Source organism: Zoogloea oryzae, from assembly GCF_030161255.1.
Lineage (GTDB): Bacteria > Pseudomonadota > Gammaproteobacteria > Burkholderiales > Rhodocyclaceae > Zoogloea > Zoogloea oryzae.
Map to the genome: position 1 here is coordinate 27,551 of NZ_BSPX01000001.1, position 24,775 is coordinate 52,325.

Genomic DNA, 24,775 nt, shown 5'->3' on the forward strand with positions numbered 1-24,775 from the left:
CAACCGGCTATAGCCGTCAGCCTGCAAGGCGGCCGTCGGGTGCGCGTTCGAAACGGGCGATCAGGGCGGAGGGCAACACGCCCAGTGCGGTGGCCAGCTTGGCGAGGGTGGCAAGGGATGGCATGGCCTTGCCGCGCTCGATGTCGCCGACGAAACCGCGGTTGAGGTCGGCGTGTTCGGCGAGCTGCTCCTGCGACCAGCCGCGCTCTTCGCGCAGATGCCGCACCGCGCGCCCGAAGTGGGTCTGCAGTTCAGTCATGGCTCGGCGCTCCGTGCTCACCGGCGCCCTGGGTGGAGCTGGCCTGGGTGACGTGGCTGCCGGGCGGCACGCTGTGGGTGAGCCACACGTTGCCGCCGATGCTGGAGCCGCGGCCGATGGTGATGCGGCCGAGGAGGGTGGCGCCGGCGTAGATCACCACGTCGTCTTCGACGATGGGGTGGCGGGCAAGGCCTTTTTCGAGGCTGCCGTCGGCACCCACCGGGAAGCGCTTGGCGCCCAGGGTGACGGCCTGATAAACGCGCACGCCGCGGCCGATCACCGAGGTTTCGCCGATCACCACGCCGGTGCCGTGGTCGATGAAGAAGCTGCCGCCGATGGTGGCGCCCGGGTGGATGTCGATGCCGGTGGCCGAGTGGGCGAGCTCGGAGACGATGCGGGCGATCAGCGGCACGCCGCGCCGGTAAAGCTCGTGGGCGATGCGGTGGTGGATGATGGCCAGGATGCCCGGGTAGCACAGCACCACTTCATCCACACTGCCGGCGGCGGGGTCGCCCCGGTAGGCGGCTTCCACGTCGCTGTCTAGGCAGGCGCGGATGGCGGGCAGGGCGGCGGCGAAGTCACGCACGATGCGCTGCACGGCGGCGGGGCTGGCGTCGGCATCGGGACGACCGTGGCGGATCTGGTAATGCAGCTCCAGGGCGATCTGGTCGGCCAGGGCCTTGAGGGCGGTGCCGAGGGTTTCGCGGACGTAGCCATCCTCGTGTTCCTGGCGCAGGTCGGCGGGGCCGAGGCGCATCGGGAAGAGGGCGCCGCGCAGGTCATCGACGATGCTGCGCAGGGCGTCGCGGGCGGGCAGTTCGCGGCCGCCGAATTCGATCTGGCGGTGCTGGGCGGTGCGCCAGCGTTCGCGCACGGCGCGCAGCTCACTCACCACGGTGTCGAGGTTGAGGCTGGTGGGTGCGGGGGCGACGCCGGGGAAGCCGGTTTCGGCGCGGAGCAGGTTGGCGGTGCTCATGGGCTCAGTCCTGAATCCACGGCAGGCCGTGGATGCGCCATCCGCCCAGGTTGCCGCGCCGGCTGTTGGCGTCGAGCTCGCCCTCAAAGCCTTCGAGCACGTTGAAGGCGTTGCCGAAGCCGGCCTTGGCGGCGGCTTCGGCGGCGGCGGCCGAGCGCTTGCCGCTGCGGCACAAGAAGAGCACCACCGCGTCCTTCTTCACCTTGGCTTCGAGTTCCTTCACGAAGCGGGGGTTGCGGGTGAGGGCGGTGCCGGTCATCCAGGCCACGTGGAGGGTGCCCGGCACGTGGCCGACGAACTTGCGTTCTTCGGTGGTGCGCACATCCACCAGTACGGCGTGGCCGGCGCTGAAGAGTTCCCAGGCTTCGGTGGGGCTTACCCCGCCGGCGTAGGGCAGGCCGCGTTCGCGGGCCTGCTGGCGGGCGTGGTCGAGAAGGGTGTCGAGTTCATCGGGCTGGCTGTCGGAAGCCAGGTTGGCCGGCTGCGGGGCCGACTGAGGTGCGGCGGTCGTGACGCCGTGGTGGGTGTCGAGCATGGGTGTCTCCACTGACTGTTGCTGGAGGACGTGCGGTGCGGCACGTCCTGTCCGGGTGGAGACACATTAGCGGGCGGGTCCGGCGATACGAACCAATAAGAATTCAGATGGATTCCACTGGAATCCGAAAATGCTTTGCAGGATGCGGCCTATGGGCGCCGGAAGCATTCCTGCGTTTGCGGGTCAGGCGGGGACGGGCTCCGGTGCGTGGAGCACGTGGCAGTTGCCGCCGCGTTTCTTGGCTTCGTACATGGCGGCGTCGGCGTTCTTGAAGAGGGTCTGGGGGGCCTGGGCGTCGGTGGGGAAGATGCTCACGCCGATGCTCGCCGATACCGGCAGGCCGCCGCTGTGGGTGTTGCTGCGGGCGACGGCGGCGAGCACCCGTCGCATGGTTTCGTCGATCTGGTCGATGTCGGTGATGCCGGTGATGAGCAGGACGAACTCGTCGCCGCCCCAGCGGGCCACGGTGTCGCCGGCCCGCACGGTGGCCTTGAGGTTGTGGGCGATGTCCTGCAGCACGTCGTCGCCGGCCTTGTGGCCGAGCTTGTCGTTGATCGGCTTGAAGCCGTCCAGGTCGGCCAGGCAGATGGCGACCTTGCTGTTGGCGCGGTCGGCCTGGGCGAGGGCCTGGGTCAGGCGGTCTTCGAGGAGGTTGCGGTTGGGCAGGCCGGTGAGGGCATCCTGGTGGGCCATGTCGCTGAGCTTGAGGCGCGATGCCTTGAGGGCGACGTTGAGCTGGTGGGTGCGCACGTAGAGGATCGCCAGCCCGAGCACCATCAGGGCGAGCCCGATGGCGACCGGCAGCAGGTACTGGCGCAGGACATCCGCGAGGTTGATCGGTTCGGACTTGTCGTAGGGGTAGATGTGGTGGCGCCGCATGACGGCCTGCACCTGCTGGTATTCCAGCGGGGTTGACCAGCGGTAGTAGCGGGCGCTCCGCGCGGCCGGGTGGTCGGGCGGCATCATCAGCAGGGTGGCGGCAACCTGGTTGGCGACGTCGATGGGAACGTGGGGCGCCGCCGCGAGCGGCCATTCCGGATAGAGCCCGGTGCTCACCAGAAACGGGAAATCGCGATGGGGGGTTGGTTCGATGACGCGCAGCCGGGAGAGCTGGATGCTGCCTTCCCGGGCCATGGCTTCCAGCACGCCGCTGCGGGCAAAGCCTGCGTCGGCGCGGCCTTCGAGCACGGCCATGACGCAGTTGTCCTGGGGGAAACCGAGGAATTCGAGGTGCGTGTCCTTGTCGAGGTCAAGGCCGACCTGCCTGGCGAGGTCGTACTGGAGCAGGAAGGCGGCGAAGGAGGTGCGGTCCACCGCCGCGATGCGCTTGCCCCTGAGGTCTTCCAGGCGCTGGATGTCCGGCCGGTCGCTGCGGGTGAAGATCACGCCGCCAAAGCGGTTGACGGTGACGTCGTTCTCGCGCTTGACCAGCGTGGCGAGGCGCGAGACGCCGAAGCGCGTCTCCATGATGATGTAGTGCTGGGGGTTGGTGAGCACGAAATCCAGCTCGCCTTGGGCGAGGGCGATCTCGAATTCGGGCAGCGTGAGCGGTACGGCGACGAAGTGCGTGCCGGGCATCCGCGACGAGAGGTAGTCCATCGTCGGCTGCCATTCGCGGATGGTGACGGACTTGTCGCGGAATGACGTGATGCCGACCCGGCGGACCGTATCGGTCTCCGGCACCGCTTCGGCATGGGCATCTGCGATGAGGCAGAAAAAAAGCGCAAGCAGCGCCACGACGAAACCCGGCAGGCCACGCACGCAAAGGTGCCCCGGGGTGTTTCTGAGGGCGTCCCCTCTTGTTGTCATTGTTTCCTCGCACCGTTACCGGTGAATCGTCTCCCCGCTCCAATTGTATGCCTGCTGCTGGAGCAGCACCAAAGGAGACAGCCCGATTCAAGCCGACGAGCCCGGTGTGCTGTGGCAAATCGGTTGATGGGCGGGCGCCGGCAAGTTTTGCCGGATACGCCCCCGCGCAGGGGGCGGGCCGTGTTGCTTGGGTGGCATGGCGAGGCTTGGCGTTGGGGTGCGTGGGGCGGTGCCTGGCCGGGCTTCAGCCCCACACGCCGCTGCGGCGGTCTTCCACGCGCTTGGCCTTGTGGGTGGCGCGGGGCAGGGTGTCGGGCGGCAGGATGTTCACCACCGCGCTGACGCCGGTGACGGCCTTTAGGTGGTGGGCGAAGCGGCCGGCGAGTTCGGCATCGGTGGCCGTGGTGGCGGCGCTGCGTTCGACCTCGACGGTGAGGCGATCGAGATGGTTTTCGCGCTCGACGATCAGCCGGTATTCGCCGGTGAGGTCGTGGTCGCGCCGGGCGATGGCTTCCACGTCGCTGGGGAAGACATTGACGCCCTTGATGATGAGCATGTCGTCGAGCCGGCCGTGGATGCCCTGCAGGCGGATGGAGGTGCGGCCGCAGGCGCAGGGGGCGGACGTGAAGGACACGATGTCGCCGGTGCGGAAGCGGATCATCGGGCGGGCGGTCTTCTTGAGGGTGGTGAGCACCAGCTCGCCGCGGCCGCCCTCGGACACGGGCTCGTTGGTGTCCGGGTGGAGCACCTCGACCAGGATGTGATCCTCGGCCCAGTGCAGGCCGTCTTTCTCCTCGCACATGCCGGCGCAGGAGCCGAAGATGTCCGACAGGCCGTAGTAGTCGTACACCGACGCGCCCCACAGGGCTTCGATGCGCTGGCGGGTTTCGGGGATCGAGCCGCCGGGCTCGCCGGCCACGAAGATGCGCCGCACCGACAGATCCTTCCGCAGGTCGATGCCTTCCTTGATGGCGGTCTCGCCCAGATACCAGGCGTAGGACGGCGTCGTCCAGATGGCGGTGACCTGGAACTGGCGCAGGATGGCGAGCAGGCGCTCGGACGGCACGGTGCCGGCGTGGATCGACAGGGCGCCGAGCTTCTGGGCGCCCAGCACGCAGGGGCCGCCGACGAACAGCGAGAAGTTGAGCGAATGGGCGTAACGGTCTTCCGGGCGCAGGCCGGACGACCAGAACTGGCGCGCCTCGTAGTCGATCCAGTCGTCGAAATCCTGGGCGGTGAAGGGCGAGGCGGTGGGCACGCCGGTCGAGCCGCTGGAGGCGGAGATGTAGACGATGTCCCGTTCGGGCACGGCCACCAGATCGCCGAAGGGCGGCACGGCGAGCTGGCGCTCGCGCAGGGTGGATTTGTTGATGAAGGGAAAGCGCCGGATGTCGTCGAGGCTGCGGACGATTTCGGGATGCACACCGGCAGCGTCGAAGCTCGCCCGGTAGAAGGGCGAGTGGTGGTAGGCGTGGAGCAGATGCTTCTGCAGCAGTTGCAGCTTCAGGGCGTCCCAGTCGGCACGGGACTGGGTTTCGAGGGCGGCGTCCCAGTAGGGACGGGCGGGGCTCAGCATGACGTGAATCCTTGGGGGGCGGACTGTAGGTCGGTGTGGGTCGGTGTAGGTCGTTGTAGGTCGGACTTCAGTCCGACATCGCAATCCGGCCGGCTGACGGAAATGTCGGACTGAAGTCCGACCTACACCGACCTACAGGCAGGCTCGATTACTGGAGGAAGGCCGGGCGGGCGTAGCCGGCGAAGTGCTTGTCCAGCACGGCGCGGTATTCGGAGGTGTGGAAGGCGCCGGCGATGTCCTTGGCCCAGGGCTTGTCCTTGTCCTCGGTCTTGACGGCGACCACGTTGAGGTAGTGGTCCGGGGTCTTTTCCAGCGCCACGGCTTCGGTGAGCTTGAGGCCGGACGAGATGGCGAAGTTGCCGTTGATGAGGGCGAACTCGGCGTCGTCGAGGGTGCGCGGCAGCTGGGCGGCTTCGATGGGGGTGAGCACCAGCTTGCGCGGGTTCTCGGCCACGTCCTTCTCGGTGGCCTTGAGCGGATCGACGCCGGCCTTCACCTTGATGAGCTTGTTCTGCTCAAGAAAGACCAGCGCGCGGGCCAGGTTGCTCGGGTCGTTGGGCAGGGTGATGCGGTCGCCGTCCTTCACGTCGGCGAGGCTCTTGCGCTTCTTGGAGTACAGGCCCAGCGGGGCGATGGGCGCCCTGGTGATGTCGGTGAGGTTCAGCCCCTTGTCGGCCGAAAATTTCTTCAGGTAAATGATGTGCTGGAAGAGGTTGGCGTCCAGCGAACCCTGGGCGAGGGCCAGGTTGGGCTGCACGTAGTCGTTGAATTCGACGAGCTTGACGGTGTAGCCCTTCTTTTCGAGCACAGGCTTGATGCCCAGCTTGAGCTGGTCGAAGTTGGAGCCGGCGGTGGCGCCGATGACGAGGGTCTTCTTTTCCTGGGCGTGGGCGGTGCCAAGGCCGAGCCCGGCGACGAGGCCGACGGTGGCGGCAAGCTGGGCAAGGCGCAGGGCGAAGTGGCGGCGGGTGCTGTGCATGGTGGTGTTCTCCGGAACGATTGGGTTAGAGGTGTTGTTGTTTTGGGGTTTAGCGCTTGTCCACCCGGCGGGCGAGCCACTGGCCGGCAAACTGGACGCTCTGGACGAGGGCGATGAGCAGGACGATGGTGATGACCATCACGTCGGTCTGGAACCGGTAGTAGCCGTAGCGGATCGCCAGATCGCCGATGCCGCCGCCACCCACCACGCCGGCCACCGCCGAGTAGGACAGGAAGCTCACCGCCAGCACGGTGATGGCCAGCACCAGGCCCGAGCGGGCCTCGACCAGCAGCACGTGGCGCACGATCTGCAGCGGCGAGGCGCCCATCGCTTCGGCGGCTTCGATCACGCCCCGGGGCACGTCGCGCAGGGTCTGTTCGATGAGGCGGGCGAAATAGAAGGTGGCGGCGATGGATAGCGGCACGCTGGCCGCCAGCGGCCCGATCGATGTGCCGGCGATCACCCGGGTGAACGGCGAGATGGCGACCAGCAGGATGATGAACGGGAAGCTGCGCACCACGTTGATGACGCCGTTGGTCACCAGATTGAAGACGCGGAAGCGTTCCAGCGACTGGCCGCGGCTGCTGAGGAACACCAGAATGCCCAGCGCGCCGCCCAGCACGAGGGCCACCGACAGGCAGATGGCGAGCATCAGCAGGGTCTCGCCGGTGGCTTTGAGGATCTCGGGCTGCAGTTCGATCAGCGTGTCGAGGAGGTTTTCAGGCATGGGCGGCCTCCAGGGCGAAGTGGTGCGGGGCGGGCGCAGCCGCTTCGGACTGCGTGGGGGACGGGCTGGCGGCCGGGCCGACGGCGCCGAAATCGGCCAGCCAGCTGGCAAGCCGGGAGCCTTCGGGGATCGCGCCGTTGGCGATGTCGAGCTGCTCGACGATGCGGCCACCCTCCATCACCGACACCCGGTGGCACAGTCGGCGGACCACTTCCATCTCGTGGCTGACGAGGAGGATCGTCACGCCGAACTGGCGGTTGGCGTCGGCCAGCACGTCGAGCAGATCCAGCGTGGTGCGCGGGTCGAGGGCCGAGGTGGGCTCGTCGGCCAGCAGCACATGGGGCTCGGGCGCCAGGGCGCGGGCGATGGCGACGCGCTGCTTCTGGCCGCCTGAGAGGCGACCGGGATACACATCCGCCTTGGCCGCCAGCCCGACGAAATCCAGGCAGGTGGCGACGCGCTTTTTGATGTGCGCCGGGCTGGCGCCGGCGATGCGCATGGGCAGTGCGACGTTCTCGGCGACGGTCTGGTTATGGAGCAGGTTGAAGTGCTGGAAGATCATTCCGATGCGGTGGCGGGCCTGGCGCAGGCCGGCGGCCGAGAGCCGAGTGAGGTTCTGGCCGTGGACGATCACCTCGCCGGCGTCGGGGCGCTCGAGGAGGTTGGCCAGGCGCAGGAGGGTCGATTTGCCGGCGCCCGAGAAGCCGATGATTCCGTGGATCTCGCCCTGGGGAACCACCAGATCGGTGGTGCGAACGCCGACCTCGCCGCCACCGGGGTCAGTGAAGCGGCGGGAGACGCCCTTGAGCGCGATGGCGGGCGTGGATGCTGGGGTAGCGGACATGGTGCGGTGCAAAAGTGCTGGGAACGCAGCCACTTTATTCGCCGGGGTCTGGCACCTGAACCAATTAAATCTGCAGAGCTATGCAGATGATTCGTGCAGAGCTTTGCATGCCTGACGGCCGGGCGACGTGCGTCCACGGCGAGCGGCCCGGTGTCCTTGCGGACCCGGGCGCGGGCGGTTTGCGGTGGTCAGATGCCGGCGAGCTGGCGGGTGCGGTGGCGGAGTCTGGCGAGTGCGCTGTGGCGGCCCCGGCGCCTGATCGAGCTGTTGTCGATGCTGCCGAGCGGCAGGTCTTCGCAGGCGGCCTGAAGACGCTGGAGCAGGGCGAGGCCCTGGGGCCACGGGCCGTGGCCGGAATCCACGTTGATGTGGCCGGCTGGCCCGATATCCACGAGCTGGCTGCCCCAGCAGTCGGCCCAGTAGGCGGCGGACGACAGCCGCACCCACGGGTCGTTGGTGCTGGCCACCACCAGGCTGGGGGCCGGCAGGGCGTGGCGGGGAATCCACTGGGCGAGGCTGTCCTGGTCGTGGTAGTCGGTTGCGTCCCGCAGGCCGGCGGGGGTGAAGCGGTCCGGATCGGCCGGGGCGACGAGCATGAGGCCGGCAACCCGGTCGGGGCGGTCGGCCGCCGCTACCACCGAGGCGAGACAGCCGAAGCTGTGGGCCACCACCCACACCGGCCCGGGCGAGCGGTCGATGGCATCCCGCACGGCGTTGGCCCAGCGGGCGAGGATCGGCCGCTCCCAGTCGATGTCGGCGACGCGGCGTGCGCCGGGCAGCTGCGCCTCGATCCAGCTCTGCCAGTGCGCCGGCCCGCTCCCCTGAAAGCCGGGCACGATGAGGGTGGTGTGGGGCATGGCGTGTGGCCTCAGCGGACGGTGGTGATCTGGTCGAAGATGCCGCCGTCGGCGAAGTGGAGCTGCTGGGCCTTCGTCCAGCCGCCAAAGGTGTCGTCGATGGTGAACAGCTTGACCGGGGCAAACTGCTTTGCGTACTTCGCGGCGATCTTCGGGTCGCGGGGGCGGTAGTAGTTGTCGCCGGCGAGGGTCTGGCCTTCGGGGGAGTACAGGTATTCGAGATAGGCCGTGGCGAGCTTGCGGGTGCCGCGCTTGTCCACCACCTTGTCCACGATGCTCACGGGCGGTTCGGCGAGGATGGAGATGGACGGGGTGACGAGGTCGAACTTGTCTGGGCCGAGCTCCTTGATGGCCAGGTAGGCTTCGTTCTCCCAGGCGATCAGCACGTCGCCGATGCCGCGCTCCACAAAGGTGGTGGTGGAGCCCCGGGCGCCGGAATCGAGCACCTTGACGTTGGCGTAGATCTTCTTCACGAAGTCCTTCGCGCTGGCGTCGGTGCCGCCGGGCTGCTTGAGGGCGTAGCCCCAGGCGGCGAGGTAGTTCCAGCGGGCACCGCCGGAGGTCTTGGGGTTGGGGGTGACCACCGCGACGCCTGGCTTGGCGAGGTCGTTCCAGTCGCGGATCTGCTTCGGGTTGCCCTTGCGCACCAGGAAGACGATGGTCGAGGTGTAGGGGGAGGCGTTGTGGGGGAGGCGCTTCTGCCAGTCGGCGGGGATCAGCTTGGCCTTGTCGGCGAGGGCGTCCACGTCGTAGGCGAGGGCCAGGGTGACCACGTCGGCTTCGAGGCCGTCGATCACGGAGCGGGCCTGCTTGCCCGAGCCGCCGTGGGATTGCTTGACGGTGACCGTCTCGTTGGTCTTGTTCTTCCAGTATTTCGCGAAGGCCGCGTTGAAGTCCTGGTAGAGCTCGCGGGTCGGGTCGTAGGAGACGTTGAGCAGGGTCTGCTGGGCCAGGGCCGGGGCGGCGAGGCCGAGGGCGAGGAGGCCGGCAAAAAGGCGGCGCTTGAAGTGTCGGGGCATGGTGATTTCCTTCTGGTTCTCGTGAATGGATGTGCCAAGTCTAGGGACGAGTCAGCGCTGGCCGAACCAATTAAAAGGAAGAAGCTAATCACCGGGATGGGATTGGGATTGGACGCGCCAATGGGCCGGCCCAAATGAAAACCCCCGGCGGGGCCGGGGGCGGATAGGGTGCTGCGGCTTGGCTTAGCTGCCGGCGCGCTTCCACACGCATTCGACGTAGGCCTTGCCGTCGAGGGGCGCCTTGTCGCGCTGGGCGCGCCAGATGGTTTCGCCAAGGCATTCGAGCACGTCGTGGAGCGCCGCGTGGCGATCGCCGTGGCGGGCCTGGGCGTGCTCGAAGGCTTCGCGGATGCCGGGGGGCTGGTTGATCGAGAGCTGTTCCTCGATCGCCAGATGCAGCGACAGGTGCAGGAAGGGGTTGATCTGGCCGTCGTCGGGGCTGAAATCCTTCTGCACGCCGTCCGGGTCGTTGATGAGCCCGTGGTACTCGGGGTGATGAGCGACGAGGTCGGCGGCGATGATCTCGAGCTGGGTCAGGACTTCGCGGTTCTGGTGCTTGCGCCAGGAATCGACGAAGAACTGGCGGGCCTGGTCACGGGAAGGATCGAACATGGTTTTTGGGGAGTGGGTATTGGGTATTGGGTATTGGATATTGGGGAGTGGGTAATGGGGAGTGGGTAATGGGGAGTGGGTAATGGGGAGTGGGGAGTGGGGCGCTGGAGCCGGGGAAGTGGCTGCGTCCCACTTCCTATTTCCCATTACCCATTACCCATTTTCCACCTCCCAGTCCCTACTTCCCTTTATAGAGGCATAGATCGCGGATGATGCACTCGTCGCACTTGGGCTTGCGGGCGACGCACACGTAGCGGCCGTGGAGGATGAGCCAGTGGTGGGCGTCGCGCAGGTATTCCTTGGGGATGCGGCGCAGCAGGCGCTTTTCCACCTCCAGCACGTCCTTGCCGGGGGCGAGGCCGGTGCGGTTGGCGAGGCGGAAGATGTGGGTGTCCACGGCCATCGTCGGCTCGCCGAAGATGGTGTTGAGCACCACGTTGGCGGTCTTGCGGCCGACGCCGGGCAGGGCTTCGAGGGCTTCGCGATCGTTGGGCACCTCGCCGCCGTGACGCTCGACGAGCAGGCGGGAGAGCTGCGCGGTGTTCTTGGCCTTGTTGCGGAACAGGCCGATGGTCTTGATGTATTCGGCGATGCCGTTCTCGCCCAGATCCGCCATCGCCTCGGGCGTGGGGGCCGCCGCGAAGAGCTTGCGGGTGGCGATGTTCACGCCCTTGTCGGTGGCCTGGGCCGACAGCACCACGGCCACCAGCAGCTGGAAGGGCGAGGCGTATTCGAGTTCGGTGGTCGGGTTGGGGTTGGCGTCGCGCAGCCGGCGGAAGGCTTCGGCGACCGCCGCGAGGCGCATGTCGGCCATGGCGTGGTCAGGCCTCGGCGGCCTTGGCCGCGAGGGCGGCGGCGTGGGCGCGGGCCAGCTTGCGGGCTTCGATCCAGTTGCGGCCAGCGATCAGGCAGCCCAGTGCGATAAAGGCGCCCGGCGGCAGGATGGCGACCAGGAAGCCCGGGTAGTCGTCGCCGAACAGGACGATGGGCTGCATGCCGGGGAAGATCATGTCGATGCCGGAGAGCAGGGTGCCGCTGCCGACCACCTCACGCATGGCGCCCAGCACGGCCAGCACGAGGGTGAGGCCGATGCCCATCGCGATGCCGTCCACCGTCGAGCCGCCGGGTTCGTTCTTGGCGGCGAAGGCCTCGACCCGGGCGAGCACGATGCAGTTGGTGACGATCAGCGGGATGAAGATGCCGAGCACCAGGTAGAGCTCGTGGAGGTAGGCGTTGAAGGCCAGATCGACCACCGTGACGAGCGCCGCGATGATCAGGATGAACACCGGGATGCGGATTTCGTAGGGGATGAAATTGCGCAGTGCGGCGATGACCAGGTTGGACATGGCCATCACCACGATGGTCGCGAGGCCCAGGCTGACCGCATTGACGATGTTGGTGCTGATCGCGAGGATCGGGCACAGACCGAGGATCTGGACGACGCCGGTGTTCTGCTTCCAGACGCCGTTCCAGGCGATGTCTTTATAGGCTTGGAGGTCCATGGCGGGGCTCCGTCAGGGGTTGCCGGCAAACTTCTCGCCGTTCTGCGCGGCGAAAAGGCGGTCGTGGTTGTCGGCGGCAAAGCGGGCGGCGCGGGCCACCGCGTTGGTCACCGCGCGGGCGCTGATGGTGGCGCCGGTGTGGTAGGCGATCTGTCCGCCGTCCTTCTTCACCTTGCAGCCGGGCAGGTCGGCGGCCTTGATGTCGGCGAACTGGGCGATCCAGGGCGAGGCCTTGTTCTTGTCCTTCTTGGGGTCGATGTAATCGCCGAGGCCCGGGGTTTCACGATGGGTGACGGCACGGACGCCGGAGACGCTGCCATCGGCGCGCACGGCGACGATCAGGTCGATGCGGCCGCTGTAGCCGTCGGGCGCGACGGTTTCGAGGAGCAGCCCGGCGGGCGCGCCGGCCTTGCGGGCACGGTAGATGCGGCCGCCTTCGTCGAGACCCAGCGCGGGCGTGGGGCCGAGGGCGACGAAGTCGTCGAGCAGCACGTTGTCGAAGCTGCTGGCGGGCAGGACTTCGGAGATGAGCTTCATCTTCTCGTCTGCCGCGGCGGCGTCGATCTGGACTTTGGTGGCGCCGTAGGTGAAGGCCATCAGGGCGGTGAACACCACGGTGAAGGCCACCATGATGGTGCCGGTGCGGGCGGACAGCCGGAGGGCGGTGGTCTCGCTCATGTCAGTCTTTCTTGTGGCCGAACACCGGCGCCTGAGTCTTCATGTCGATGATCGGCACGAGGATGTTCATCAGCAGGGTGGCGAAGGCGACGCCGTCCGGATAGGCGCCGAAGGCACGGATCACGAAGGTGAGCACCGCCGCGCCGGCCGCGAACAGCAGCTTGCCGCGGGCGGTGGTGGCGCCGGAGACCGGATCGGTCAGGATGAAGAAGGCGCCGATCATCGCGCCGCCAGAGGCCAGGTGGAACAGCGGCGAGGCGAAGCCGTCGGGATGGAGGCCCCACATCATGCCGGACACGACGAACAGCGCACCGCAGAAGGCCGCCGGGATGTGCCACGTGATGATGCGCTGCTGGATCAGCCACAGGCCGCCGACGAGGTAGCCAAAGGCCACCCATTCGCCGCCCTTGCCACCCATCATGCCGAAGGCCGGACCATCCTGGAGCTGGCTGGCGCGCAGGCCGTGGAATGGGGAATCTGGGTTGGTGGCGCCGCGCAGGGCGGTGCGCAGGGCGTCGAGGGGTGTGGCGCCGGTGATGGCGTCCACATCGCGCAGGCCTCCGAAGATCAGCTTGAGCTGGGTGCCGAAATCCAACTGGCCGGCGGCGGGCCACTGGGACATCAGCGCCGGGTAGGCGACGATCATCAGGCAGAAGGCCGCCATGGCCGGGTTGAAGGGGTTCTGGCCGAGGCCGCCATACAGCTGCTTGACCACCACCACCGCCAGCAGGGTGCCGGTGACGGTGAGCCACCAGGGCACGATGGGCGGAAAGGTGAGGGCGATCAGCCAGGCGGTGACGATGGCGGAGAGGTCGGTGAGGAACAGCGCTTTGGGCTTGCCGCGGATGGCGAGCATGGCGGCCTCGCCGGCCAGGGCTGCGGCGGAGGCGATGGCGAGCTGAACCAGGATGCCGGCGCCAAAGAACCAGACATAGGCGGCGATGCCCGGAACGAGGGCCAGCAGCACCTTGAGCATGACCTGCTGGACGCTGGCGGATTTGCGGACGAAGGGGGAATTGATCATCAGAGTGTGCGCGAAAGGGGCTCAGGCGCCGGCAGCGGGCGGCGCGTTGGTGGGCTTGTCGGCCCCGGCGGCTTCGCGGCGTGCGTCGATGGCGGCCATCTCGGCCTGGATCTCGGGGGCGGCGACCTCGGTGTTCTTGGGGGCGGCCTGGGCCTTTTGTTGGCGGGCCTTTTCCATCGCGGCTTCGATCAATGCGAGCTTGGCCGGGTCGACGGAGGGCTTGGGCTTGGCCGGCGCGGCAGCCGCGTCGGTGGCCGGGGCGGCGCCTTCGGCGGCGACCTTCTCGCGGGTGGCTGCAGCCTTGGCGGCGAGCTTCTCGGCCTTTTCCTGTTTCTCGCGTTCCTGGCGGTAATTCTTGAACTCGAAGCGGTCGCGGGCGGCGTCGGCGGCTTCCTTCTCCCGTTCGCGGGCCCAGATCTCGCTCTTGGAGAAGCGGAAGTAATCCACCAGCGGGATGTGGGACGGGCACACGAAGCTGCAGCAGCCGCACTCGATGCAGTCGAAGAGGTGGTATTCCTGCGCCTTGCCGAAGTTCTTGGCGCGGGAGAACCAGTACATCTCGAAGGGCGCCAGATCGGCCGGGCAGGCCTTGGCGCACTCGCCACAGCGGATGCACGGCATCTCGGGCGCCGGGGCCGGGAACAGCGCCGGGCTGCCCACCAGGATGCAGTTGGTGGCCTTGACCACGGGCACGTCGAAGCGCGGCAGGCGCACGCCCATCATCGGGCCGCCCATGATGTAGCGGTCGGTGTCGGCGCGGGGGCCGGCGAGGCGGACCACGTGGTCCATCGGCGTGCCGATCAGCACGTCGTAGTTGCGCGGGGCATTGACGTTGCCGGCGACGGTGACGACGCGGGAGATCAGCGGCCGGCCGAACTCGAGGGCTTCGTGGATGCTGAACGCGGTACCCACGTTGAAGCACTGCACGCCGAAATCGGTGGAGCGCCGGCCGTGGGGGACTTCGATGCCGGTGAGCACGCGGATGAGCTGCTTGGCGCCGCCCGCGGGATAGCGGGTGGGGATGGCGACGGCCTCGATGCCGGTCTCGCCGCTGGCGGCGATGGCAGCCTGCACGGCGGCGACGGCTTCGGGCTTGTTGTCCTCGATGCCGATCAGAACTTCCTCGGCCTGCAGCATGTGGCGCATGGCGATGATGCCCTTGAGCATCTCGGGGGCGCGCTCGCGCATCAGCAGGTCGTCGCAGGTGATGAAGGGTTCGCACTCGGCGCCGTTGATGACCAGCGTCTTGAGGCGGCCCTCCTTGCCCGGCTTGAGCTTGGCGTAGCTGGGGAACACCGCGCCGCCCAGGCCGACGACGCCGGCGTCGCGCAGGTAGTCGCGCACTTCGTCGGGCGCGGCGCTACGGAAGTTGATGGTGTCGAGCTGGCCCCAGGCGTCGTCCCCGTCGGGTTCGATGATCACCGACAAGGCTTCGAGGCCGGAGGTGTGGGGCATCAGTGCCGGCGCCACGTCGCGGACGATGCCGGAGGTGGAGGCATGCACCGCGGACGACAGGTTGCCGTCGGCGCCGCCGATGCGCTGGCCCTTGAAGACCTTGTCGCCGGGGGCCACGAGGGGCCGCGGGTGACCGCCCACCGCCTGGTGGAGTGGGATGACCAGACGATCCGGCAGCGGCACCTGCCCGATGGGCGCGGTGGTCGATTCGGTCTTGTTGGTCTGCGGCTTCACGCCGCCGTGGAACTTGAAGAGTTTGCGCAGCATGTCAGGCCTCGCCGGGGCAGGCGCGTGCGGAATGGTTCATGTCAGGCGGCCGCCTTGATCTCGAAGACCGGATAACGCCACTTCCAGGTATCGACGGTTTCGGCGATGGGCTCCATCACGATGCAATCCACCGGGCAGGGGGCGAGGCACAGCTCGCAGCCGGTGCATTCGGAGGCGATGATGGTGTGCAGCTGCTTGGCGGCGCCGACGATGGCATCGACCGGGCAGGCCTGGATGCACAGGGTGCAGCCGATGCAGGTCTGCTCGTCGATGACGGCCACCGACTTGGGTTTTTCGACGCCGTGCTCTTCGGAGAGGGGCTTGAACTCGCGGCCGAGGAGATCAGCCAGCTTGCGGATGCCTTCCTCGCCGCCCGGGGGGCACTGGTTGATCTCGGCTTCGCCACCGGCGATGGCCGTGGCGTAGGGCCGGCAGCCGGGAAAGCCGCACTGGCCGCACTGGGTTTGCGGGAGGATGGCGTCGATCTTGTCGACCAGCGGGTCGCCTTCAACCTTGAACTTGATCGATGCAAAGCCGAGCAGCGCCCCGAGGACGAGGGCGATGCCGGTCATGACGAGAAGCGCGGTGAGCATGATGTCAGTGGTACTTGTCGAGGCCGGCGAAGCCCATGAAGGCAAGGCTCATCAGGCCGGCCGTGACCATGGCGATGGCGGTGCCCTTGAAAGGCGTGGGCACGTCGGCGCCATCGAGGCGTTCGCGGATGCCGGCAAACAGCACGAGGGCGAGGGAGAAACCGACCGAGCTGCCGAAGCCGAACAGCAGGGATTCAAGCAGGTCGTGGTGCAGCGCGACGTTTAGGAGCGGAACGCCCAGCACCGCACAGTTGGTGGTGATGAGCGGCAGGTAGATGCCCAGCACCTGGTGCAGCGTGGGGCTACTCTTCTGGATGACGAGTTCGGTCACCTGCACGATGGCGGCGATGATGACGATGAAGGCCAGGGTGCGCAGGTATTCGACACCGGCCGGCATCAGCACGTAGTGGTCGACCAGATAGCTGGTGCCGCAGCCGAGGGTGAGCACGAAGGTGGTGGCCGCGCCCATGCCGACGGCGGTCTCGAGTTTCTTCGAGACGCCCATGAAGGGGCACAGACCGAGGATGCGGACCAGCACGACGTTGTTCACCAGAACGGCGCCGAGGATCACGAAGAGATAGCTTGTCATGGATGCCAGGAACGCGAAGATCCAGAGGGCAGGACGAAAGAGGGATTATCCCGCGCCGGCTGGCAGGGACTCAAGCCCGCCATAAGGTAGGGTTTTGGCCGGCGCGTGACGCATCAGGCGAAATCGCGGGTTTCGGCGACGGATTCGCGGACCAGCGCCGGTCCGCGATAGACGAGGCCGCTGTAGAGCTGGACCAGCTTGGCGCCGGCTTCGAGCTTGGCCCGGGCCTGGCGGCCGTTGAGCACGCCACCCGCGGCGATGATCGGCAGTTCGTTCTGGAGCGCCTTGGCCAGCGCGGCAACGACCGCAGTGGAGGCCTCGAACAGCGGCGCGCCAGAGAGCCCGCCCTGCTGGTCGCCAAATTTGATGCCCTGGACCTTGTCGCGGGCCAGGGTGGTGTTGGTGGCGATCACCGCGTCGATACGGTGGCGGCGCAGGGCGTCGGCGATGTTGGTGATCTGGGCGTCGTCGAGATCGGGGGCGATCTTGAGGGTGATCGGCACGTAACGTCCGTGCTTGTCGGCGAGCTGGGCCTGGCGCGCCTTGAGCTGGCCGAGGAGGGCGTCGAGTTCGGATTCGCCCTGCAGCTGGCGGAGATTTTTGGTGTTGGGCGACGAGATGTTGACGGTGATGTAACTCGCCAGCGGGTAGGCCTTGTCGAGGCAGATCAGGTAGTCGTCGGCGGCGCGCTCGATGGGAGTGTCGGCGTTCTTGCCGATGTTGATGCCGAGGATGCCGCGGTATTTCATCTGCTGGACGTTGCCGATCAGCGCGTCGATGCCGTGGTTGTTGAAACCCATGCGGTTGATGACGCCCTTGACCTCGGGCAGCCGGAACATGCGCGGCTTGGGGTTGCCGGGCTGGGCGCGGGGCGTGATCGTGCCGATTTCGATGAAGCCGAAGCCCATGCGGGCGAGGCCGTCGATGGCTTCGCCGTTCTTGTCGAGGCCGGCGGCAAGGCCGATGCGGTTGGGAAACTGCAGGCCCATGACCTCGACCGGATTGGCCGGAAGCGGGCGGGCGGCAGGCAGCAGGCGACCGGCGAGATTGAGGCCGGCGAGGGTGGTTTCGTGGGCGGTTTCCGGATCGAGGGAAAACAGCACCGGGCGGGCGATTTCGTAGAGCATCCGCCATTCTACCGCAGTGCGGAAAAGTCTTGTTTCTTCAATCAATCCACGGCGATACGCAGCTGTAGCCCGACGTAACCGCTATAGCCGGGAAGATTGGGCAGGGCGACCAGATTGGCACCCACCCGGCCGATCTGCGCCGATACGGCGGGCAGCACGAGGATGGGTGACGGATAGCCGGTGGCGAGCAGTCCGAAGGCACCAAAGCGGAAGGGCCCGGCTTCGAGGGGCATCCAGCGCCCGCCCAGATAGAAGGTGTTGCGGTCGTAGCTGTTGCGGAAGTAGCCGGCCGAGGCCACCCAGGGCGTGCCGGTGAGTTCGCGTTCCACGCCGATGCCCGGGTTCACTTCGCGCCAGTCGCGGCGGTCGGGCTGAAAGTGATGGGAGGCACCGGAGAGCGTCAGCCAGTCCCGGTGCGGGGCGGTGGAGAAGTCGTCAAGAGTGGGCGTGGCGTTGGCGCTGATCGCCGAGCAGGTGAGCGCGGCGGCCCACAGGGCTCGGATAGTGAGGGTCATGGCGGCGTGGAGTCAGTCGAGGCGGGTGAAGTCGGCGTCGGTGAGGGTGCGCCATTGGCCGCCGATGCGCCCCTGGAGCGGCCGGAAGCGCGCCTTGTAGGCCATCTTGCGGCTGTCGCGAATCCAGTAGCCGAGGTAGAGATAGGGTAGCCCGAGTTCGCGGCACACTTCGATCTGCCACAGCACCCCGAAGGTGCCAAGGCTGCCGGTGGTGATGTCCGGGTCGTAGAAGGTGTAGACGCTGGAAAGGCCGTCGGTGAGGCAGTCGATGACGCTCACCATGCGCAGGATGCCTTTCTCGCGGAACTCGATGAGGCGGCTGTCCACGTGGCTTTGCAGCAGGAAGTGGGTGTATTGCTCGCGGTTGTCCTGGTCCATGCCGCCGCCAGCGTGACGGCTGGCCTGGTAGCGCTGATAGAGGGCGTAGTGCTCTTCGGTGAATTCCAGCGGCAGCTCGCGGGGAAGCAGGTGGGCGTGGGCCGACCACGCACGGCGCTGGCTGCGGTTGGGTTGGTATTCGGCCACCGGGATGCGTACCGGCACGCAGGAGCGGCAGGCGTCGCAGTACGGGCGGTAGGTGAAGATGCCGCTGCGGCGAAACCCGCTGCGTACGAGCTCGCTGTAAAGCGGGGTGTCGATCAGGTGGCTGGGGGTGGCAACCTGGGAGCGTGCCTGGCGCTCGGGCAGGTAGGAGCAGGCGTAAGGGGCCGTGGCGTAGAACTGCAGCAGGGAATAGGGGTAGTCCTTGAGCATCGCACGTCAGGTCCAGGGGGCTTGGGCACCGTCAATCGGCCAGCGGGCGGGCAGCGGGCCGTCGCGGGTGAGGGTGTCGAGCAGCTTCACGAAATCTTCGCGGGGAATCTCGCGACCACCCAGTGAGGCCAGGTGGCGGGTGGTCATTTGACAATCTAGCACGCGAAAATCCCGTTGCTCAAGGAAGCGCGCCAGGTGCACGAAGGCAATCTTGGAGGCGTCGGTGCGGAGGCTGAACATCGACTCGCCGTAAAAGGCGCGTCCGACCGCCATGCCGTAAAGGCCACCCACGAGCTCGCCATCAACCCAGGTTTCGACCGAGTGGGCGTAGCCGAGTTCGTGCATCCGGATGTAGGCGTCCTGGATGGATTGGGTGATCCAGGTTCCGGTGGTTTCGCGGGTTTCGGCGCAGGCACGGATGACCGCGGGGAAGTCGCTGTCGAGGCGGACTTCGTAATGGGCGTTGCGGAGCGTCTTGCGCAGGGAGCGGGTGATGCGGATCTGATCGGGGAAGACCACCATCCGTGGGTCGGGGCTCCACCACAGGATGGGCTCGCCGTCGTTGAACCACGGGAAGATGCCGCGACGATAGGCGGCGAGCAGCCAGTCGGGCGTCAGGGCGCCACCGGCCGCAAGGAGGCCGTTGGGGTTGCGCAGGGCGCGGGATGTGGGGGGAAAATCAGGTTGGTCGCCGAGCCAGGGAATCATGTCACAGCGAACCAGGAAGCCGGCGGTGCCGGCAACGGATCAGTTGGCCTGAGTGGGCCGGGCCGAAGCGCTGGGCAGAACGCGGCGGGCGCCGTCGTAGCGGGCAGCCCAGTAGGAAACACGCATGTCCTCGACGCGAACCACGCCGCCGGCAGAAGGTGCGTGCACGAACTGGTAGTTGCCGAGGTAGATGCCCACGTGGGAGAAGGCACGGCGCATGGTGTTGAAGAACACCAGATCGCCGGGTTTCAGATCGTTGATCTTGACCTGTTCGCCGGTCTGGGACATTTCGGCCGCCGTGCGCGGGAGGCCGAAGCCAAGGGCGTCGGAGAACACCTTGCCGACAAAACCGCTGCAGTCGAAGCCGGTGAGGGGGCTGGTGCCGCCCATGCGGTAGGGGACGCCAAGGAAGTTGAGGCTGCGCGTGACGAGCGAACGCATCGAATCGGAGTAGCGCTCCAGCACGGTGGGTGCGGGCGCTTCTTCCTGAGCCGGTGCGATGGGTTCCGCAGCGTTGGCTGCGCAGGAGAGCGCGGCCGCTACAAAAAAGCCGACGATGGTCTTTTTGATAGGCATCTAATCAGTCTACCGAATGACGCAATTAGTGTAAAGAATTTCGACGGATATCGATGTTGCATTGCGCAATGTGCACTGCGCCACAGTATGCCGATGGCAGTGTCGGTAGTATTCGTTCCGCACTGGTCGCGGGCAGTAACGTCCGGGAGGCCGCGCGGAAGATGAGCTGAACCGGTCAGTACATCTTCACAAAAGGGCCCTTCGGCTTTCTGCGGCGAAGCACCCGCGCCAGTCGCACCAACAATCAGGTCACGCAAACAGGTTCAGGATGCCGTCCAGGCCGCTGTGGTTGAGGGCGTAGGAGGCCTTCTCCCGGACGACGGGTTTTGCGTGATAGGCGATGCCGACCCCGGCTGCGAGCAGCATCGGCAGATCGTTGGCGCCATCGCCGGCGGCGATCACGGTTTCGGGTGCGAAGCCGTGATGCCTGCGGACGAGTTCGAGGGTGTGGCGCTTGGCCTCACCGTCGATGATGTCGCCCTTCACCTTGCCGGTAAGCTTGCCGGCGCGGATTTCCAGTTCATTGGCCACGGCGTAGTCGAAACCGAGCTGTTTCTGCAGGCGCTCGGTGAAATAGGTGAAGCCGCCCGATACCAGTACGGTGACGATGCCGGCCTTCTTGAGTCCGGCGATCAGGCTTTCGGCGCCCGGGTTGAGCTTGAGCCTTTCGTGAAAGACGCGGCCCAGCGCATCCTCCGGCAGCCCTTGGAGCAGCGCGACACGGCGAGTCAGGGATTCGCGGAAATCCAGTTCGCCCCGCATGGCGGCTTCGGTGATCTCGGCCACCTCGGCCTTCAGGCCCTGCATGTCGGCGATCTCGTCGATGCACTCGATGGTGATGAGCGTCGAGTCCATGTCGGTGACGAACAGCCGGAAATCGGCAAGCCGCCGCCCTTCGGGCACGAAGGCGAAGTCGAGTTCGTGGGTTTCGCAGTACGCGGCGAGTTCCGGGTGCGGGTTGGCATTGATGAGGCGAACCGCATTCGGGCCAAGCCGACCCACCCCCTCCGAGCCGGTGAGGGTGGTCAGATCCTTCAGAGCGCGTGTTTCGAGCTTGCGTCCCTGGACAACCAGATTCATCAAGCCTGGCTCCGCTGGGGCAGGACCTCGCGCAGGATGTCGCGGGTGTTGCGGATCATCTCTTCGGTGGTCGCCCAGTCGACGCAGGCGTCGGTCACCGAGCAGCCGTAGCGCAGCTGGGTGAGATCGGCCGGGATCGGCTGATTGCCGGCTTCGATGTTGCTCTCGATCATCAGGCCGACGATGGAGCGATTGCCTTCGCGGATCTGGTGGGCCACGTCGCGCATCACCAGCGGCTGGTACTCGGGGTTCTTCCAGGAGTTGGCGTGGGAGCAGTCGATGACGATGTTGGCCGGCAGCTTGGCTTTGGCGAGGGCCTTCTCGGCAAGAGAGACGGAAACGGTGTCGTAATTGGGGCGGCCGCCGCCGCCGCGCAGCACCACGTGGCCGTAGGCGTTGCCGCGGGTGCGGATGACCGACGACTGGCCCTGGGCGTTGATGCCGAGGAAGCTGTGAGGCGCGGCCGAGGACAGGATGCCGTTCACGGCGGCGTCGAGGGAGCCGTCGGTGCCGTTCTTGAAGCCGACCGGAGTCGACAGGCCAGAGGCCATCTCGCGGTGGGTCTGGGATTCGGAGGTGCGGGCGCCGATGGCGGTCCAGGCGATGAGGTCGCCGTAGTACTGCGGGGCGATCGGGTCGAGGGCTTCGGTGGCGGCGGGCAGGCCGGCTTCGTTCACCTGCAGCAGGAAGTGGCGGGCTTTCTCCATGCCTTCGTCGATGCGGAAGGAGTCGTCCATGTACGGGTCGTTGATGTAGCCCTTCCAGCCGGTGGAGGTGCGCGGCTTTTCGAAGTAGACGCGCATCACGAGCACCAGGGTGTCGGAGACTTCGTCGGCGAGCTTCTTGAGGCGCTTGGCGTAGTCGAGGCCGGCGACGGGGTCGTGGATCGAGCACGGGCCGACGACGACGAAGATGCGCGGATCCTTGCGGTCGAGGATGGCCTGCAGGGTGCGGCGGCCTTCGAGGACGACGTTGGCGGCAGCGTCGGTCAGCGGGACGCGAGCGACGATCTCTTCGGGGGAGGGCATGCGGTCGAAGGCCGCGATGTTCAGGTTTTCAGTCTGGGCGGTGGTCATGGCAGTGGCTGCTCATCAGCGTGGCGCGCGGGGCGCCGAGTCCGGCATTTTACCTCGAAGTGACGCCGCGCATCGCGCGCCGCGCAAGGCCAAGCACCGACGGCAGGCGGTGATCGACGAAAGGCGGCTTGCGCAGGCTGCGGCTGATCCACACAGTGGTCATGCCGAGGCGTTTGGCGGTACGCAGGTTGACCGCGCTGTCTTCGACCATGATGCAGCGGGCCGGGTTGAGGCGGTGGTCGCGGAGCAGGTGCCGGAAACCGCGGGTGCCGGGCTTGGGGTGGAAGCGCATCTGCTCGACCGAGTAGACGTCGGCAAAGTGATTACGGATGCCCATCACGTCGAGCACGGCTTCGGCGTAACGCCGGGGGCCGTTGGAGAAGACGATCTTGCGTCCCGGCAGGCGACGCAGCAGGTGATGGAGGGCGCTGTCGAAGACGACCATCCGGGCGAGATCCGGAAACTGATGGGTGTCGTCGAGGAAGTGGCGAGGGTCGGTGCCGTGATGGCGCATGAGGCCGAGCAGCGTGGCGCCGTAGCGTCGCCAGTAGTCCATGCGCATCCGGTTGGCGGCCGGTTCGTCGAGATCAAGCTCGCGCATGAGGTAGGCCGTCATGCTGCGGTTGATGTGGGGGAAGATGTGCGGGCTGGCGTTGTGCAGCGTGTTGTCGAGGTCAAACAGCCAGACAGGTTGCATCGGTCAGACGGGTTTGGGCTGGAAGCGGACGATGGCGCGGCCGTCGTCGGCGACCTTGGGTTCGGCCTTCCAGGCGTGGCCGTAGACGACTTCGACGGTGACGGGCAGGCGGTCGTTCTTGCGCAGCTTTTCGTAGTGGCTGCGCAGGTGTTGCCAGTGTCCCTTGCCGACGAGCCCGCGGGGGCGGCTGGTGGAGGCGTTGGTGGAGCCGCTGGTGCGCAGGGCATTGAGCAGGTCGTCGAGCCCGGCGTAGGTGACGGTGATCATGTCCATGTCCATCACCGGATCGGCGAAGCCGGCCTTGACGAGGGCGTCGCCCAGATCGTGCATGTCGATGAAGCGGTGCAGGTGCTCGGCGTCGGACGGCGGCAGCGATGCGCGGAGTTCTTTCAGCGTGTCGGGCCCAAGGGTGGAGAACATCACCATGCCCCCCACTTCGAGCACCCGGTGGGCTTCCTTCAGCGCCGGTAGCGGATCGTGCAGCCACTGGAGCATCAGGTTGGACCACACGAGCGACACGCTGCTGCGGGCGAGGGGCAGGGCGGTGGCGTCGGCGCAGACAAAATACGGCTCGGCAGGCTTGCCGAAGCGCATCAGACGCTTGAGGAGGCCGGTGTCGCCGCGGGCCTGGGCGAGCATGGCCGGCGCCGAGTCGATGGCGATGCGGGGGATGCCGGGGTAGCGCTGGGCGAAGCCGGGGAGGTCGGCGCCGGGGCCGCAGCCCAAGTCGAGGATCCGCGTCGGGGTGATGCGGATGTAGTCGAGGCGCTCACCCATGCGGCGGGAGACTTCCCGCGCGAGGGTGTCGACCTTGCCGTAGCCCGCAGCAGCCCGTCCGGCCCGACGGCGCACGAGGCGCGGGTCGAGCTGGAAATCGGGAGCGGTCATCGGGCAGGCTTAGATGGACTTCAGGCCGAGACGGGCGAAGAGCTTGTCGTCGGCGTCGGCGTCCGGGTTGTCGGTGGTGAGCAGGCGCTCGCCGTAGAAGATCGAGTTGGCGCCGGCCATGAAGCACAGGGCCTGGAAACCATCGCCGAGCTCCTGGCGGCCAGCGGACAGGCGCACGTAGCTCTCGGGCATGGTGATGCGCGCGGCGGCGATCACGCGGACGAAATCGAACGGGTCGATGGCTTCGGCGCTGCCCAGCGGGGTGCCTTCGATCTGCACCAGGTTGTTGATGGGCACGGAATCCGGCGGCGGATTCATGTTGGCCAGCTCGGCGATCAGCGCGGCGCGGCTCTTCTTGGTCTCGCCTAGGCCGACGATGCCGCCACAGCACACGTTGATGCCGGCGTCACGGACCTTCTCGAGGGTGTCGAGGCGATCCTGCAGGGTGTGGGTGGTGATGATCTGGCCGTAGAATTCGGGCGAGGTGTCGATGTTGTGGTTGTAGTAGTCGAGACCGGCTTCCTTGAGCTGCTCGGCCTGGCCGTCCTTCAGCATGCCGAGGGTGACGCAGGTCTCGAGGCCCATGGCCTTTACCTCGCGGACCATGTCGAGCACCGGGGCGAGATCCTTTTCCTTCGGGCCGCGCCAGGCGGCGCCCATGCAGAAGCGGGTCGAACCCTTGGCCTTGGCGGCGCGGGCGTTTTCGAGCACCTCGTTCAGGGGGAGAAGGGTTTCCTTCTCGAGGCCGGTATCGTAGCGGGCCGACTGCGAGCAGTAGCCGCAGTCTTCGGAACAACCGCCGGTCTTGATCGAGAGCAGGGTGGAGCGCTGCACGGCGTTCGGGTCGAAATGCTCGCGGTGCACCTGCTGGGCGCGGAACAGCATGTCGTTGAACGGCAGCGCGAACAGGGCTTCGACCTCGGCGACGGTCCAGCGTTTACGGGTCGGCGTGGTTGCGGCGGTCGGGGCGCTCTCTGCGCAGGCGACGGTGGCGGTCATTGTCATGAACCCTTATTTTGGCTGTAATTCAAAATTACGAAGCCTTTTAGTTTCT

The 24,775-nt window shown here is 67.0% G+C and carries 28 protein-coding genes; all 28 read right to left on the reverse strand.

The genetic code is table 11. The annotated features are described in order from the left end of the window. Nucleotides 1-16: 16 nt before the first annotated feature. The 28 genes from QQK25_RS00115 to bioB all read right to left on the reverse strand — a co-directional run bounded on the left by QQK25_RS00115 (nucleotide 17) and on the right by bioB (nucleotide 24,720). Nucleotides 17-259 (reverse strand): helix-turn-helix domain-containing protein, encoded by a 243-nt coding sequence (locus QQK25_RS00115; RefSeq protein WP_284186192.1) that lies wholly within the window; start codon nucleotides 257-259, stop codon nucleotides 17-19. Next, entirely contained in the window at nucleotides 252-1,235 is a 984-nt protein-coding gene (gene epsC, locus QQK25_RS00120; protein ID WP_284186193.1) for a serine O-acetyltransferase EpsC, read from the reverse strand. Before epsC ends, QQK25_RS00115 begins: the two co-directional genes overlap by 8 nt. A gap of 4 nt (nucleotides 1,236-1,239) precedes the next feature. Next, on the reverse strand, nucleotides 1,240-1,770 hold the full coding sequence (locus QQK25_RS00125; protein WP_284186194.1) for a rhodanese-like domain-containing protein: 531 nt from the start codon (nucleotides 1,768-1,770) through the stop codon (nucleotides 1,240-1,242). 183 nt (nucleotides 1,771-1,953) lie between these two features. Further along, entirely contained in the window at nucleotides 1,954-3,531 is a 1,578-nt protein-coding gene (locus QQK25_RS00130; RefSeq protein WP_284186195.1) for a diguanylate cyclase domain-containing protein, read from the reverse strand. 292 nt (nucleotides 3,532-3,823) lie between these two features. Then, nucleotides 3,824-5,155 (reverse strand): phenylacetate--CoA ligase family protein, encoded by a 1,332-nt coding sequence (locus tag QQK25_RS00135; protein WP_284186196.1) that lies wholly within the window; start codon nucleotides 5,153-5,155, stop codon nucleotides 3,824-3,826. A gap of 148 nt (nucleotides 5,156-5,303) precedes the next feature. After that, entirely contained in the window at nucleotides 5,304-6,134 is an 831-nt protein-coding gene (locus QQK25_RS00140) for a MetQ/NlpA family ABC transporter substrate-binding protein (protein WP_284186197.1), read from the reverse strand. A 49-nt stretch (nucleotides 6,135-6,183) separates the two neighbouring features. Continuing rightward, nucleotides 6,184-6,861, reverse strand: a complete 678-nt coding sequence (locus tag QQK25_RS00145) for a methionine ABC transporter permease (RefSeq protein WP_284186198.1) — start codon at nucleotides 6,859-6,861, stop codon at nucleotides 6,184-6,186. Continuing rightward, a complete protein-coding gene (locus QQK25_RS00150) occupies nucleotides 6,854-7,705 on the reverse strand; it encodes a methionine ABC transporter ATP-binding protein (protein WP_284186199.1) in 852 nt (283 codons plus the stop codon). The genes QQK25_RS00145 and QQK25_RS00150 overlap by 8 nt, the downstream gene beginning before the upstream one ends. A gap of 188 nt (nucleotides 7,706-7,893) precedes the next feature. Further along, nucleotides 7,894-8,562 (reverse strand): RBBP9/YdeN family alpha/beta hydrolase, encoded by a 669-nt coding sequence (locus QQK25_RS00155; protein ID WP_284186200.1) that lies wholly within the window; start codon nucleotides 8,560-8,562, stop codon nucleotides 7,894-7,896. 11 nt (nucleotides 8,563-8,573) lie between these two features. Then, nucleotides 8,574-9,581: a sulfate ABC transporter substrate-binding protein gene (locus QQK25_RS00160; RefSeq protein WP_284186201.1), complete on the reverse strand. Its 1,008-nt coding sequence runs from the start codon at nucleotides 9,579-9,581 to the stop codon at nucleotides 8,574-8,576. Nucleotides 9,582-9,764: 183 nt separating this feature from the next. Then, nucleotides 9,765-10,193, reverse strand: coding sequence for a DUF1841 family protein (locus QQK25_RS00165; protein ID WP_284186202.1), 429 nt, complete (start codon nucleotides 10,191-10,193; stop codon nucleotides 9,765-9,767). Nucleotides 10,194-10,371: 178 nt separating this feature from the next. Continuing rightward, nucleotides 10,372-10,998, reverse strand: coding sequence for an endonuclease III (gene nth / locus QQK25_RS00170; protein WP_284186341.1), 627 nt, complete (start codon nucleotides 10,996-10,998; stop codon nucleotides 10,372-10,374). 16 nt (nucleotides 10,999-11,014) lie between these two features. Continuing rightward, nucleotides 11,015-11,695 (reverse strand): electron transport complex subunit E, encoded by a 681-nt coding sequence (locus tag QQK25_RS00175; protein ID WP_284186203.1) that lies wholly within the window; start codon nucleotides 11,693-11,695, stop codon nucleotides 11,015-11,017. Nucleotides 11,696-11,707: 12 nt separating this feature from the next. Continuing rightward, complete coding sequence (locus QQK25_RS00180; protein ID WP_284186204.1) at nucleotides 11,708-12,373, reverse strand: RnfABCDGE type electron transport complex subunit G; 666 nt, start codon at nucleotides 12,371-12,373, stop codon at nucleotides 11,708-11,710. Nucleotide 12,374: 1 nt separating this feature from the next. Next, nucleotides 12,375-13,397: an RnfABCDGE type electron transport complex subunit D gene (locus tag QQK25_RS00185; protein ID WP_284186205.1), complete on the reverse strand. Its 1,023-nt coding sequence runs from the start codon at nucleotides 13,395-13,397 to the stop codon at nucleotides 12,375-12,377. Nucleotides 13,398-13,418: 21 nt separating this feature from the next. Then, nucleotides 13,419-15,119 carry an electron transport complex subunit RsxC gene (gene rsxC, locus QQK25_RS00190; protein WP_284186206.1) on the reverse strand — a complete coding sequence of 567 codons (1,701 nt, stop codon included), beginning with the start codon at nucleotides 15,117-15,119 and terminating at the stop codon, nucleotides 13,419-13,421. Nucleotides 15,120-15,160: 41 nt separating this feature from the next. Beyond that, nucleotides 15,161-15,712 (reverse strand): electron transport complex subunit RsxB, encoded by a 552-nt coding sequence (rsxB, locus tag QQK25_RS00195; RefSeq protein WP_153161782.1) that lies wholly within the window; start codon nucleotides 15,710-15,712, stop codon nucleotides 15,161-15,163. Between the two features lie 4 nt (nucleotides 15,713-15,716). Beyond that, entirely contained in the window at nucleotides 15,717-16,301 is a 585-nt protein-coding gene (rsxA, locus tag QQK25_RS00200; RefSeq protein WP_153161781.1) for an electron transport complex subunit RsxA, read from the reverse strand. Nucleotides 16,302-16,414: 113 nt separating this feature from the next. Beyond that, entirely contained in the window at nucleotides 16,415-17,428 is a 1,014-nt protein-coding gene (locus QQK25_RS00205) for a quinone-dependent dihydroorotate dehydrogenase (RefSeq protein WP_284186207.1), read from the reverse strand. A gap of 41 nt (nucleotides 17,429-17,469) precedes the next feature. After that, nucleotides 17,470-17,943, reverse strand: a complete 474-nt coding sequence (locus QQK25_RS00210) for a hypothetical protein (protein ID WP_284186208.1) — start codon at nucleotides 17,941-17,943, stop codon at nucleotides 17,470-17,472. A gap of 12 nt (nucleotides 17,944-17,955) precedes the next feature. After that, the gene (locus QQK25_RS00215; RefSeq protein WP_284186209.1) at nucleotides 17,956-18,696 is read right to left on the reverse strand and encodes an arginyltransferase; all 741 of its coding nucleotides are present in this window, start codon (nucleotides 18,694-18,696) and stop codon (nucleotides 17,956-17,958) included. Nucleotides 18,697-18,702: 6 nt separating this feature from the next. Continuing rightward, a complete protein-coding gene (gene aat, locus QQK25_RS00220) occupies nucleotides 18,703-19,404 on the reverse strand; it encodes a leucyl/phenylalanyl-tRNA--protein transferase (protein ID WP_284186210.1) in 702 nt (233 codons plus the stop codon). A 39-nt stretch (nucleotides 19,405-19,443) separates the two neighbouring features. Beyond that, entirely contained in the window at nucleotides 19,444-19,980 is a 537-nt protein-coding gene (locus QQK25_RS00225; RefSeq protein ID WP_284186211.1) for a C40 family peptidase, read from the reverse strand. A 249-nt stretch (nucleotides 19,981-20,229) separates the two neighbouring features. Then, nucleotides 20,230-21,060 (reverse strand): phosphoserine phosphatase SerB, encoded by an 831-nt coding sequence (gene serB / locus QQK25_RS00230; RefSeq protein ID WP_284186212.1) that lies wholly within the window; start codon nucleotides 21,058-21,060, stop codon nucleotides 20,230-20,232. Continuing rightward, complete coding sequence (locus QQK25_RS00235) at nucleotides 21,060-22,136, reverse strand: 3-deoxy-7-phosphoheptulonate synthase (RefSeq protein WP_284186213.1); 1,077 nt, start codon at nucleotides 22,134-22,136, stop codon at nucleotides 21,060-21,062. Before QQK25_RS00235 ends, serB begins: the two co-directional genes overlap by 1 nt. Nucleotides 22,137-22,185: 49 nt before the next feature. Then, nucleotides 22,186-22,833, reverse strand: coding sequence for a pyrimidine 5'-nucleotidase (locus tag QQK25_RS00240; RefSeq protein ID WP_284186214.1), 648 nt, complete (start codon nucleotides 22,831-22,833; stop codon nucleotides 22,186-22,188). Nucleotides 22,834-22,836: 3 nt separating this feature from the next. Continuing rightward, on the reverse strand, nucleotides 22,837-23,721 hold the full coding sequence (locus QQK25_RS00245) for a methyltransferase domain-containing protein (protein ID WP_284186215.1): 885 nt from the start codon (nucleotides 23,719-23,721) through the stop codon (nucleotides 22,837-22,839). A gap of 9 nt (nucleotides 23,722-23,730) precedes the next feature. After that, nucleotides 23,731-24,720: a biotin synthase BioB gene (gene bioB, locus QQK25_RS00250; RefSeq protein WP_153161771.1), complete on the reverse strand. Its 990-nt coding sequence runs from the start codon at nucleotides 24,718-24,720 to the stop codon at nucleotides 23,731-23,733. Nucleotides 24,721-24,775: the final 55 nt, after the last annotated feature.

Coding starts and splice junctions, on each gene's coding strand:
- QQK25_RS00115 (WP_284186192.1), bottom strand. CDS start 259: ATGACTGAACTGCAGACCCACTTCGGGCGCGCGGTGCGGCATCTGCGC.
- QQK25_RS00125 (WP_284186194.1), bottom strand. CDS start 1,770: ATGCTCGACACCCACCACGGCGTCACGACCGCCGCACCTCAGTCGGCC.
- QQK25_RS00150 (WP_284186199.1), bottom strand. CDS start 7,705: ATGTCCGCTACCCCAGCATCCACGCCCGCCATCGCGCTCAAGGGCGTC.
- QQK25_RS00155 (WP_284186200.1), bottom strand. CDS start 8,562: ATGCCCCACACCACCCTCATCGTGCCCGGCTTTCAGGGGAGCGGGCCG.
- rsxA (WP_153161781.1), bottom strand. CDS start 16,301: ATGACAAGCTATCTCTTCGTGATCCTCGGCGCCGTTCTGGTGAACAAC.
- rsxC (WP_284186206.1), bottom strand. CDS start 15,119: ATGCTGCGCAAACTCTTCAAGTTCCACGGCGGCGTGAAGCCGCAGACC.
- QQK25_RS00235 (WP_284186213.1), bottom strand. CDS start 22,136: ATGACCACCGCCCAGACTGAAAACCTGAACATCGCGGCCTTCGACCGC.
- bioB (WP_153161771.1), bottom strand. CDS start 24,720: ATGACCGCCACCGTCGCCTGCGCAGAGAGCGCCCCGACCGCCGCAACC.
- QQK25_RS00210 (WP_284186208.1), bottom strand. CDS start 17,943: ATGACCCTCACTATCCGAGCCCTGTGGGCCGCCGCGCTCACCTGCTCG.
- nth (WP_284186341.1), bottom strand. CDS start 10,998: ATGCGCCTCGCGGCGGTCGCCGAAGCCTTCCGCCGGCTGCGCGACGCC.
- QQK25_RS00240 (WP_284186214.1), bottom strand. CDS start 22,833: ATGCAACCTGTCTGGCTGTTTGACCTCGACAACACGCTGCACAACGCC.
- serB (WP_284186212.1), bottom strand. CDS start 21,060: ATGAATCTGGTTGTCCAGGGACGCAAGCTCGAAACACGCGCTCTGAAG.
- QQK25_RS00145 (WP_284186198.1), bottom strand. CDS start 6,861: ATGCCTGAAAACCTCCTCGACACGCTGATCGAACTGCAGCCCGAGATC.
- QQK25_RS00185 (WP_284186205.1), bottom strand. CDS start 13,397: ATGATCAATTCCCCCTTCGTCCGCAAATCCGCCAGCGTCCAGCAGGTC.
- QQK25_RS00175 (WP_284186203.1), bottom strand. CDS start 11,695: ATGGACCTCCAAGCCTATAAAGACATCGCCTGGAACGGCGTCTGGAAG.
- QQK25_RS00205 (WP_284186207.1), bottom strand. CDS start 17,428: ATGCTCTACGAAATCGCCCGCCCGGTGCTGTTTTCCCTCGATCCGGAA.
- aat (WP_284186210.1), bottom strand. CDS start 19,404: ATGATTCCCTGGCTCGGCGACCAACCTGATTTTCCCCCCACATCCCGC.
- QQK25_RS00165 (WP_284186202.1), bottom strand. CDS start 10,193: ATGTTCGATCCTTCCCGTGACCAGGCCCGCCAGTTCTTCGTCGATTCC.
- QQK25_RS00160 (WP_284186201.1), bottom strand. CDS start 9,581: ATGCCCCGACACTTCAAGCGCCGCCTTTTTGCCGGCCTCCTCGCCCTC.
- QQK25_RS00135 (WP_284186196.1), bottom strand. CDS start 5,155: ATGCTGAGCCCCGCCCGTCCCTACTGGGACGCCGCCCTCGAAACCCAG.
- QQK25_RS00245 (WP_284186215.1), bottom strand. CDS start 23,721: ATGACCGCTCCCGATTTCCAGCTCGACCCGCGCCTCGTGCGCCGTCGG.
- rsxB (WP_153161782.1), bottom strand. CDS start 15,712: ATGCTCACCGCGCTTCTCGTCATGACCGGCATCGCCCTCGTCCTCGGG.
- QQK25_RS00225 (WP_284186211.1), bottom strand. CDS start 19,980: ATGCCTATCAAAAAGACCATCGTCGGCTTTTTTGTAGCGGCCGCGCTC.
- QQK25_RS00215 (WP_284186209.1), bottom strand. CDS start 18,696: ATGCTCAAGGACTACCCCTATTCCCTGCTGCAGTTCTACGCCACGGCC.
- QQK25_RS00180 (WP_284186204.1), bottom strand. CDS start 12,373: ATGAGCGAGACCACCGCCCTCCGGCTGTCCGCCCGCACCGGCACCATC.
- QQK25_RS00140 (WP_284186197.1), bottom strand. CDS start 6,134: ATGCACAGCACCCGCCGCCACTTCGCCCTGCGCCTTGCCCAGCTTGCC.
- epsC (WP_284186193.1), bottom strand. CDS start 1,235: ATGAGCACCGCCAACCTGCTCCGCGCCGAAACCGGCTTCCCCGGCGTC.